8 protein-coding genes are annotated in these 7,647 nt (G+C 64.5%); 1 reads left to right on the forward strand and 7 read right to left on the reverse strand.

All coding sequences use genetic code 11. The features are described from left to right. The 4 genes from ACQKQA_RS29090 to ACQKQA_RS29105 all read right to left on the reverse strand — a co-directional run. Positions 1–474, reverse strand: a 474-nt coding sequence (locus ACQKQA_RS29090; RefSeq protein WP_427564638.1) for an SDR family NAD(P)-dependent oxidoreductase, incomplete at its 3' end; no start/stop codon positions are given. A gap of 26 nt (positions 475–500) precedes the next feature. After that, entirely contained in the window at positions 501–1,568 is a 1,068-nt protein-coding gene (locus ACQKQA_RS29095; RefSeq protein WP_427564639.1) for a phosphotransferase family protein, read from the reverse strand. A 171-nt stretch (positions 1,569–1,739) separates the two neighbouring features. Then, positions 1,740–2,690 carry a 2-hydroxyacid dehydrogenase gene (locus ACQKQA_RS29100; RefSeq protein ID WP_427564640.1) on the reverse strand — a complete coding sequence of 317 codons (951 nt, stop codon included), beginning with the start codon at positions 2,688–2,690 and terminating at the stop codon, positions 1,740–1,742. 295 nt (positions 2,691–2,985) lie between these two features. Next, a complete protein-coding gene (locus ACQKQA_RS29105; RefSeq protein ID WP_427564641.1) occupies positions 2,986–3,525 on the reverse strand; it encodes a cysteine hydrolase family protein in 540 nt (179 codons plus the stop codon). Between the two features lie 460 nt (positions 3,526–3,985). Between ACQKQA_RS29105 and ACQKQA_RS29110 the strand changes: the two genes are divergently transcribed. After that, the gene (locus ACQKQA_RS29110; RefSeq protein ID WP_427564642.1) at positions 3,986–5,266 is read left to right on the forward strand and encodes a serine/threonine transporter; all 1,281 of its coding nucleotides are present in this window, start codon (positions 3,986–3,988) and stop codon (positions 5,264–5,266) included. On the opposite strand, the gene ACQKQA_RS29115 is transcribed toward ACQKQA_RS29110, so the two are convergent. The 3 genes from ACQKQA_RS29115 to ACQKQA_RS29125 form a co-directional block, all read right to left on the reverse strand. Beyond that, positions 5,248–5,907: an acyl-homoserine-lactone synthase gene (locus ACQKQA_RS29115; RefSeq protein ID WP_427564643.1), complete on the reverse strand. Its 660-nt coding sequence runs from the start codon at positions 5,905–5,907 to the stop codon at positions 5,248–5,250. The two genes, ACQKQA_RS29110 and ACQKQA_RS29115, sit on opposite strands and share 19 nt — an antisense overlap. Positions 5,908–5,937: 30 nt before the next feature. Then, complete coding sequence (locus ACQKQA_RS29120) at positions 5,938–6,663, reverse strand: autoinducer binding domain-containing protein (RefSeq protein ID WP_427564644.1); 726 nt, start codon at positions 6,661–6,663, stop codon at positions 5,938–5,940. Positions 6,664–7,332: 669 nt separating this feature from the next. Next, positions 7,333–7,647: hypothetical protein (locus tag ACQKQA_RS29125; protein ID WP_427564645.1), on the reverse strand; the 315-nt coding region annotated here is incomplete at its 5' end.

Here is a 7,647-nt window from a genome sequence, read left to right on the forward strand (position 1 = left end):
CTGGAAGATCCCCGGCGAGACGCCGTTGATCGAGGCCACGTTGATGATGCTGCCGCCGCCGTTGTCGCGCATCAGCTTGCCGGCTTCCACCGACATGAAGAAGTAGCCACGGATGTTCACGTCGACGGTTTTCTGGAAGGCGCCCAGGTCCGTGTCCAGCACGTTGCAGAACTGCGGGTTGGTGGCGGCGTTGTTGACCAGGATGTCCAGGCGCCCGAACTGTTCGCGGATGCCGGCGAACACCTGGCTGATCTGCTCCATCTCGCCGATGTGACAGGCGATGGCGGTGGCCTTGCCGCCGGCGGCGACGATCGCGTCGGCCACGTGCTGGCAGCCTTCGAGCTTGCGGCTCGAGACAATCACATGGGCGCCTTGCTGGGCCAGCAGCTTGGCGATGGCTTCACCGATGCCGCGGCTGGCGCCGGAGACGAAAGCGATCTTGCCGTCGAGGTCGAACAACTGAGTCTTGGACATGGTGTTTCCTTGTTGTGGAGCCGCGATCAGAGGCTGGATTTATCGATGACTTGCAGGCTCATCTGCTCCAGCAGCTTGTTCATGTGAATGAACTGCGCGAAGCGTTTGTCCTGGGTCTGGCCATGGAAGAAGCGGTAATAGATCTGCTGCACGATGCCGGCCAGGCGGAACAGGCCGTAGGTGTAGTAGAAGTCGAAGTTGTCGATCTCGATCCCTGCGCGCTGGGCGTAGTAGTCGACGAACTGCCGGCGGGTCAGCATGCCCGGGGCGTGGCTCGGCTGACGCCGCATCAGCTGCACCGGCGCCGGGTCGCCCGCTTCGATCCAGTAGGCCAGGGTGTTGCCCAGGTCCATCAGCGGATCGCCCAGGGTGGTCAGTTCCCAGTCCAGCACGCCGATGATCTGCATCGGGTTGTCCGGATCGAGGATCACGTTGTCGAAGCGGTAGTCGTTGTGCACGATGCTGGAGGTCGGGTGGTCGGCCGGCATCTTGTCGTTGAGCCAGGCCTTGACCGCCTCCCACTTCGGCGCGTCGGGGGTCAGGGCTTTCTCGTAGCGGTCGCTCCAGCCGCCGATCTGGCGCTTCACGTAGCCTTCGGGCTTGCCCAGGTCGCCCAGGCCGCAGGCCTTGTAGTCGACGCGGTGCAGCTCGACCAGCTTGTCGATGAAGCTCTTGCACAGGGCCTCGGTCCGGGGGGCGTCGAAGCCCAGCTCCGGCGGCAGGTCGGAGCGAAGGATGATGCCCTTGACCCGCTCCATCACATAGAACTCGGCGCCGATCACCGATTCGTCGGTGCAGTGCACGTAGGCTTTCGGGCAATACGGAAAGCCGTCCTTGAGCTGATTGAGAATGCGGTACTCGCGGCCCATGTCGTGGGCCGACTTGGCCTTGTGGCCGAAGGGTGGGCGGCGCAGGACGAATTCCTGTTCCGGGTATTCCAGCAGGTAGGTCAGGTTCGAGGCGCCGCCGGGAAACTGGCTGATCTTCGGCGTGCCGGTCAGGCCCGGGATCTGCGCCTTGAGGTACGGATCGATGCGGTTGGCGTCGAGTTCTTCGCCTGAGCGTGTACGAGTGGACTGGTCAGTCAGCGCCATGCTTATCCCTTCTGCTTATTCTGGAGGCCAGAGATTATTGGCTAATCTAATGCGCCCACCTGACTGTCACAATCGCCGGGGGCCTTTATAGGTGAGCGTGTTGCCGGGCAATCATTGCTTTTGATACAGGCGTTTGAAAGTGCCCGGCTTCACTCTAGTTCACTTCCTGATTCAGTTCGCTTCGGGCAGGGCAATGGGGGTCAGCAGCGGCTGGCCGCTGAAGTGCGCCATCAGGTTCTTGCCCACCAGCTCCACCATGGCCTGGGTCGCTTCCGGCGACAGCCCGGCGACGTGGGGAGTGAGCACCACATTGTTCAAGGTCTTGAGGGCATCCGGCACCCGCGGCTCGTCGTCGAACACATCCAGGCCGGCGCCGGCGATGCTGCGTTGCTCCAGGGCCTGCAGCAGGTCGGCGCTGTTGACCACGCTGGCGCGGGCGATGTTGACCAGGAAACCCTCGGGCCCCAGGGCCTGCAACACGGTCTTGTCGATCAGTTGGCGGGTGTCGAGGCCACCGGGCGTGGCGACGACCAGGAAGTCCGAATGCCGCGCCAGTTCGGTCGGGGTCGAGCAGTAGCTGTAGGGCACGTCGCTGCGGATCTGCCGGTTGTGGTAGCTGACGCGCATGTCGAAGCCGTTGGCGCAGCGCTTGGCGATGGCCAGGCCGACGGCACCGAGGCCGAGAATGCCCAGGCGCTTGCCGGCCAGGGACGGACGCATGACTTTTGGCCATTCGCTACGCCGTACCGCCGCATCGGCGCGGGGGATGTCGCGGACCAGGGACAGCAGCAGGGCCATGGCATGGTCGGCCACCGCCGAGGCATTGACCCCGGCGCCGTTGCTCACCGCGATGCCGCGGTTGCTCGCCGCTTGCAGGTCGACGTGCTCGTAGCCGGCGCCGATCACGCAGATGATTTCCAGGTGCGGCAGGCGGGCTATTTCTTCGGCGCTCAGGCCCAGCGGGCCGCGGGTGAGCACCGCCCGGATCTGCCCGGCATGGGTCTCGATGGCGGCCGCCCGCTCGCTGGGCGTGGGCGCGAGGATCAGGTGGAAGCCCTGGTGTTCGAGAATCGACAGGTAGTCGTTGATGGTTTCGACCAGGACCAGAACGGTGACGGGCATGCGTGTCTCCTGAAGGGTTGAAGAGGACGGGGCGGCGTACGGCACATCGACGGCAACCGGCTTGCAGCCCAGGAGGCTGCGCCGTGGGAAATCGCTCGAACGCTCAAGATTGCGGGCTGTGGGGCGCTTTGGCAAGGCAGCATCAGGGTCCTATCGCCGGCAAGCCTGGCTCCTACGGAAGCAGGCAGGGTGTATCGCGATTCTTGCAGGCGCGAGCGGGCGGCGATCCGACTGGCCCGCGATGACGGCCCGGAGAACGCCATCACCCGCCAGCCGGTCCCCTATGAGGACGGACTCAAAAGCGAATCTCGGCCGCGCTGAGACAGCGGACGAACGCGCCGTTCAGCGTCGCATTGTGGTGCTCGATGATTGCCCGGGCCGAGAGCGCGGGCGTGTCCATGCAGGTGTGGGCGTCTTGCGCCAGCACGGCGCTGAACCCCAGGTCCATGGCGGCGCGGCAGGTGGCGTCGATGCAGTACTGGGTCTTCATGCCGACAATCACCAGTTCATCGATCTGCGCGGCCCTCAGGTGTTCGGCCAACCCGGTGCCGGCAAAGCAATTGGGGCGGGTTTTGTCGAGCCGATGATCGTCGGCCTCCAGCCGCAATTGCGCCAGCAGTTGCCATGGCGCGCTGCCCGCGGCGATGGGCGAGCCCTGGGGGCCGGTATGGCGGACGGCGATCACCGGCGCGCTGGCCTGCCGAGCGCGGTGGATCAACTGGTTGATGTTGTCGAGCACGCGCTGCGCCTCGAAGGGTTGCTCCGGTCCGTGAAACAGGCCGACCTGCATGTCGACGATCAACAGGGCGGGGCGTTGGGCGGGGGCTGATGGCATGGTGTTTCTCCTTGTGAGCCAGCTGGACGGAGAAACAAAAGGCCCCGTCCATCGCTGGCGGGGCCTTGGGTTCGGTTGCGCTGTTGTCAGCCCATGCAGAAACCCCACAACCCGCCGGAAGCGGTCGTGGTGGTCGTGCGGGTGAGGGCGCGCGGGAAGATATTCATGACGCCGATCATGGGGGCGAGGTCCGAGAGCTGTCAATGTGCGCGGGTGGGTTTGGGATGACCCTCTTTGTCGGCAGCAGGCCTGTAGGGTAGGAGCTGTGGCGAGCGTCGCCCCAGACCCTGGAATCCGGGGGCAGGCATCTGATATGCATTGCCACTCCTCAGCTAAGTCTTTGCTTCTGCTGAGTAATCCCGGACAATCGCGCCCCTGTTTCGGCGAGGACTCTGTCTGTCGGGTATTCCGACGCGTCCTGGCCGAGTGGCAAATGACCGGAATGTGGAGATCCCACCGGATGAATGATCAGGCCAACAGCGTTGATCAACGCTTTGAAGCGGCAGCCCCAGCGACCTTAAGCAGCTGGAGTCGCCATGACACTACCTGGATGCTGGGCCTGTTCGGCACCGCCATCGGTGCCGGGACCCTGTTCCTGCCGATCAACGCTGGCCTGGGCGGCTTCTGGCCGCTGCTGTTCCTGGCGCTGCTGGCGTTCCCGATGACCTTCTTCGCCCACCGCGGCCTGACCCGTTTCGTGCTCTCCGGGCGCGACGGCGCGGACATCACCGAAGTGGTGGAAGAGCATTTCGGGATCAAGGCCGGCGCCCTGATCACCTTGCTGTACTTCTTCGCCATCTTCCCGATCCTGCTGATCTACAGCGTGGCCCTGACCAACACCGTGGGCAGCTTCATGGAGCACCAGCTGCACATCATGCCGCCGCCGCGCGCCGTGCTGTCGCTGGTGCTGATCCTCGGCCTGCTGACCGTGATCCGTTACGGCGAGCAGGTGATCGTCAAGGCCATGAGCCTGATGGTCTACCCGTTCATCGTCGCCTTGCTGTTCCTCGCGCTGTTCCTGGTGCCCCACTGGAACGGCGGCATCCTCAGCACCGCCGCCGACGTGCCGGCGCCTTCGGCCTTCCTGCACACCCTGTGGCTGGCGATCCCGGTCATGGTGTTCTCGTTCAACCACTCGCCGATCATCTCGGCCTTCGCCGTGGACCAGAAGCGCCGCTACGGCCAGCACGCCGAGCAGCGCAGCTCGCAGATCCTGTCCCGCGCCCACCTGCTGATGGTGGCGATGGTGCTGTTCTTCGTCTTCAGCTGCGTGCTGACCCTGTCGCCGGCGCAACTGGCCGAAGCCAAGGCGCAGAACCTGTCGATCCTGTCGTACCTGGCCAACCATTTCAGCAACCCGACCATTGAGTTCGCCGCGCCGCTGATTGCCTTCGTGGCCATCGCCAAGTCGTTCCTGGGGCACTACATCGGCGCCAGCGAAGGCCTCAAGGGGCTGATCGTGAAGAGCGGCCGCCGTCCGAGCGCCAAGGCCCTGGACCGCATGACCGCGGCCTTCATGCTGGTGGTGTGCTGGATCGTCGCCACCCTCAACCCGAGCATCCTGGGCATGATCGAAACCATGGGCGGCCCGGTCATCGCGGCCATCCTGTTCCTGATGCCGATGTATGCCATCCGCAAGGTGCCTGCCATGGCCCGCTATCGCGGCCAGGCCTCCAACGTGTTCGTCACCCTGGTCGGCCTGGTGGCGATCAGTGCGCTGGTCTACTCCCTGAGCGTCTGATCCGCCGGCAACCCGCTACCCCTGGGCGGCGGGTTGCCATGCAGAAATGCCCGATTGAGCGAAGCCACGGCCGCTGACTGCGCATAAAGCGCGGCGCGGCCGTTTTTCTGATAGGCCGGAAAGTCCAGGGCCAGCACATGGTCGCGGTTGACCCGCTGCGGTTGGCCCAGCCGGCTCAGGGCTACGCCGTTACGCCGGAAATAGCGCTCCAGCGCCGGCGTGGTCACCGCCACCACCGAGTTCGCCCCCAGGGTCCAGGCCGTGTGCAGGGTGTGCCAGAACACCCGCATCGGCAGCTTGCCGCCCTCCAGCGCGGTGGCGGCAAACCGCGAGATTTCCCAGGTGTCGTCCTGGCGCGGCAGCGGCCGGTCGCAGAGAAAACCGAACACCTCCGACAGCAGATAGGGCTGGGTAGTGGGCAGCAGTCGCGCGCAGCCGTGGATCTGCTGCGCGCTGTCCAGCGCCAGGGTGTAGCGGGTTTCGCTGTGGTCGAACTGATCGGCTTCGTGCCCGGGCCGGCTGATCGCGGCGGGCATCTGCCAACCCAACTGTTCAATGAAGACCGCGTGGCGATAGCGGCCGAGGTCGTCACGCAGCGCCGGCGAAAGCTGGCTTTCGTGCCGTGAAATCACACTGATCATGGGGCGATATCCTTATCGTCGGGTGTGGCGTCAGATCAGCCCCAGCACGGCGGCGTAGGCGGCGGCCAGGGTCTTGTTGGTCGCGCCGAATTTCTTCTGGATGACCTTGAGGTGGAAGTTCACGGTGTTCACCGAGATGCCCAGGATCAGGCCGATCTCCCCGGAACTCTTGCCGTCGGCCGTCCACTGCAGGATCTCCCGCTCGCGCGGGCTCAGCTCCAGTTGTTCGGCCTGGGTGCTGGGGTGGCCGAGCTCCGCCAGCCGCGAGGTCACCAGGTCGATGATGCAGCGCAGGCGCAGGCGGATCTCCTCCCGCTCGGTGATGCTGATCGCGGTGCTCTCCCGGGCCACCGACAACAGGCTCAGCCCGCCGTCGGGCGTGCGGATGGGCAATGTAGCGCCCACCCGCAAGCCCCATTCCCGGGCCTCGCCCCACAACCGCGAGCCTTTGCCGAACAGGGCGTCACTCCAGACCACCATTTCCGTGGAACGCAGGCCGTTGAGAATCGACGGGTCGATCGCGGCGTAGTTCTGTTGGTGGTAGTGCTCCATCCAGGGTTGCGGATAAGAGCCGTAGATCTCGGTCTTCGGGCGGGTGAAGGGTATCGAATGCCTGACTGCGTAAGCGTAAAAACCAAATCCCAAATGCCGGACTTCCTGTTCCAGCAGCGCAAATACCTGTGCGCTTTCCTGTTGCTTGAGCATTTCCATGCGCAGGTCATTCCACCAGTGCACGAAATCCTGTTGCTTCTCCATGGCGCTTGCCTTGATTCCTTGCACGGCAGGGAATCTAGCCCACGGCACTGCGCTGTCAATGTGCAAAGGTCTCATAGACAACCCCGCAAGCGCTCTGGCACAGCGCTCTTCAACAGGCGATCCGGGCGCGGTGCCGATGGTTCGGGGGTGTCCAGGCTGCACGGCTGCTCAGGGCCCGGCCCGGGATGCGGCAATCTGCCACGGCGTGGCCGCGCTCTTGCAGGGCGTTGCCCGGGGCGATAAAGGGGAGGGCATCCCCCGGCGATACCGATGGTGGTCAGGTGCATAACTCATCCTTGAGTGTTCTGGCCGTTGCCGGCCTGCATGGGTTGTGTGCGATAGAACAAAAGCGTCCGCGACCAGCGGGATCCAGCTGGTGGGTGCGGGATGTCTTCAGAGTCGTGTGAGTGCTTGGAACGGTCGGCGCGGGTTGGCAAGCACCATCCCAAAGCCGTGACGAGCAGGCGGCCGCGGGCGTTCGGACGAGCGTCGGGCGCCGTTGGCAGTGGCATGCTTTTTAGCAGCGGAGCAGTGGGGCAACAACTACCAGATCTGGTAGGTGAGACGAGCCGGTGCCCGGCGCCGCAATGGCCAGGGATAAAAACGCCGGAATAAAAAAACGCCGCGTATCGTCGTGGAATACGCGGCGTTCTTCAGTGCCTTGCAGCCTTAGGCTTGAACCACCGGAATCTTGGCGTTCGCAGCAGCCTCACGGAACTCGGCGATCTGGTCGAAGCTCAGGTAGCGGTACACGTCCGCTGCCATGCTGTCGATCTTGCCGGCGTATTCCATGTACTCCTCGACGGTCGGCAGGCGACCCAGGATGGACGCAACGGACGCCAGCTCGGCCGAGGCCAGGTAGACGTTCGCGCCGTCACCCAGACGGTTCGGGAAGTTACGGGTCGAGGCGAGAAAGCCCTGGCGTTGCCCCTCGTCCATCCCTCGGGACTGCTGCCACAAGGGAATCTCCGGGTGCCGTTCGGC

It is taken from the genome of Pseudomonas sp. NPDC089530 (assembly GCF_050280705.1).
GTDB lineage: Bacteria > Pseudomonadota > Gammaproteobacteria > Pseudomonadales > Pseudomonadaceae > Aquipseudomonas.